At 57.2% G+C, this 2,523-nt stretch carries 1 protein-coding gene and 3 pseudogenes; all 4 read right to left on the bottom strand.

All coding sequences use genetic code 11. The features are described from left to right. Positions 1-100: 100 nt before the first annotated feature. Positions 101-970: a DMT family transporter gene (locus tag BMY36_RS18975; RefSeq protein ID WP_462498444.1), complete on the bottom strand. Its 870-nt coding sequence runs from the start codon at positions 968-970 to the stop codon at positions 101-103. 177 nt (positions 971-1,147) lie between these two features. Beyond that, a pseudogene (locus BMY36_RS21005) lies at positions 1,148-1,328 on the bottom strand (integrase core domain-containing protein); the annotation flags it as partial. A gap of 79 nt (positions 1,329-1,407) precedes the next feature. Next, positions 1,408-1,980 (bottom strand): annotated as a pseudogene (gene istB, locus BMY36_RS18965) (IS21-like element helper ATPase IstB); the annotation flags it as partial. Beyond that, positions 1,977-2,435 (bottom strand): annotated as a pseudogene (locus BMY36_RS18960) (IS66 family transposase); the annotation flags it as partial. The pseudogenes istB and BMY36_RS18960, both read right to left, overlap by 4 nt. Positions 2,436-2,523: the final 88 nt, after the last annotated feature.

Below are 2,523 nucleotides of genomic sequence, written 5' to 3'. Positions count from 1 at the left end.
CAACATGGGCATCGGCGGCATAACACCCGCAATGAAACTGAAAATGGCCGCGTGAATTCTACGATCGCACCCCACTAAAAATAGGGGGGATTACCATCGCTTACGCTCTATCCCGATGGCGAAATCCATACTTTCCCAGCGCCATACCGCTCAGGATTAGTAAAAATCCTAAGATATCACTGAGAGCAACAGTTTCGCCGAGAACGAGCGCGCCGGTCGCAACTGCGATGAGTGGCGCGATGAAACTTGAGATAGCCAAGAAGTTTGGGCCTACCTGCCGGATAAGACTGATGACGAGTAGGTTGGACCCCGCCGTGGAGGCTAGTGCGAGTAAACCCAAAGCTGACATGGCGGCAATGCTCGGTCGCGTCATAGGTTCAGCGAAGATCAGGGCAGCCAGGAACACAACTATTCCCGCTATGGTCAGCGTGATCGCTGTGAGTCCTACTGGATCCACTGGCGGCAACCGGCTTATGAGGACTGAGCTGAGCGCGTAGCAGCCAGCGGCGAGGATGCAGGCGAGTTCGCCGAGCACAAAATGTGGCCCGTAGGTTCCTGTCTGCCAAGCCGGACTGATGAGGAAAACGACGCCTAGGAACCCGAAGGTGAGGCCGACTGTACTGCGGATGCTCATCCGTTCGCCGGGAACCAGAAGATGTGCAAGCGGCGACACGATCAGTGCACTCGATGCCAACGCGATACCCGCGAAGCCGGATGTCACATATTGCTGGCCCCAGCTAATAAGCAAGAACGGCAATATGGTTGTCAGGAAGCAGATGCTGACGAGGGTGACTATGGCTGCGCAGCTCACCGCCTGGACAAACAGCTTCCCGCCGCGAATCTGCCAGATCACCACCATCACCACTGCGGCAATCGATATACGATAGGCCACCAGCCAGAGCGGACCAAAGTCCGAAAGTGCCACCTCTATCCATAGAAATGTCGTTCCGCCTATGCAGCTCAGAAGCAAAAGCAAGAGCCAAGCCGCGAGCCGAGGCGGCGCGACACGCGCGTGTTGAGGGACCTGTGCCAAATATTATTCCAACCTACATTTGATTCTGAGATATGCCATTCAGATTTACGTGATTTTATATACCGTGTCATAGACTGACCTACTCCCCAATTCTTGGATAGTTTTCCGCGTGATTTAAGCGACTGCCGGCACCTGCTGATCGGTTTGGGTTACGTTGAAGTAGACCACGGCGGGCGGTTGCCCTCCATGGGCGGCGTGGGGCCGTTGGTGGTTGTAGAAGGTGATCCAGCGCCCGACACCGGCCCGTGCTTGTGATCCGGTTTCCCCGGGTGTGCAAGTAGACGCACTGATACCTCAGCGATGTTAATTTCCACGCAAAAGTGAGCCGGGTTTTCCATCGAGAAGTGAGCCACCTTTAGGTTATGTTTCTTGGCTCATGCTGGCGTCAAGACATTAGTTGCCTCCTTCTTTTTGCGGGCTGCGGCGGCTGAGCTGGCCTTGAAGCGGAAGCTGTCGTTTCCGATCTCCAAGATGTGGCAGCGGTGGGTCAGGCGGTCGAGCAGTGCGGTGGTCATTTTGGCGTCACCGAAGACCGTGGCCCATTCGCTGAAGCTGAGGTTTGTTGTTATGATGACGCTGGTGCGTTCGTAGAGTTTGCTCAGCAGATGGAAGAGTAATGCGCCGCCCGAAGCGCTGAACGGCAAATAGCCCAACTCGTCAAGGATCACGAGGTTGAGCTTGGTTAGGCCTTCGGCAAGTTGCCCTGCTTTGCCTTTTGCCTTTTCCAACTCGAGGGCGTTGACCAATTCGATGGTCGAGAAGAAGCGCACCTTTCGGCGGTGATGTTCGACGGCCTGCACGCCAAGGGCTGTTGCGGCATGGGTTTTACCCGTTCCTGGGCCTCCGATCAGCACGATGTTTTGCGCCCCATCCATGAACTCGCCTTTGTGCAACTGGCGCAGGGTAGCCTCATTGATCTCGCTGGCGGCAAAGTCGAAGCCTGATAGCCGCCATAGGCATCAACCTGGATGGTGCCCTCAAACCACGACAGGATCACCTCAGCATGCTCGCCACTTCGCCCCGGTCGGTAATGGAACACGACCCCCGGCGGCAATGGTCCGCCCCAGCCCCGATCATCCCGCAAGACCGCCCAGAGATAGCCGGTCTTGGTCTTCCCGCGGCCCGGGTCCAGCACCGGGGCGGTGGTTTCGTCCACGTAAAGCCGGGAAGTCCTGGATTTTAGCAAGACGGCCATCCGGTCGACGGCCGGCGCGATATGTGCGCCCACCCGGCCCATCCAGTCGGCAAGAACGGACCGGTCGACCGGGAAACCGTGACGGGCCATGACCCGCGCCTGCCGGTTGAGCGGCATATGTTCGGAATGTTTGGCCACGGCGATATGCGCCAGCATCGCTTCGGTGGGCCAACTGCCCTCCAGAAGGTGCGCAGGTGCCCTACAGCGTTTCGGTTTTAACTTGCGTCATAACCGGCCGCCTTGAAGTAGTTTCCGCATTCGAATGGGTCGTAGAGATCGCAAATTGATCCGATAG

It is taken from the genome of Pseudorhodobacter antarcticus, assembly GCF_900110135.1.
GTDB classification, from domain to species: domain Bacteria; phylum Pseudomonadota; class Alphaproteobacteria; order Rhodobacterales; family Rhodobacteraceae; genus Pseudorhodobacter; species Pseudorhodobacter antarcticus.
The sequence above is the reverse complement of the archived record's forward strand: the minus strand, read 5'-3'. Positions and strand labels throughout refer to the sequence as shown.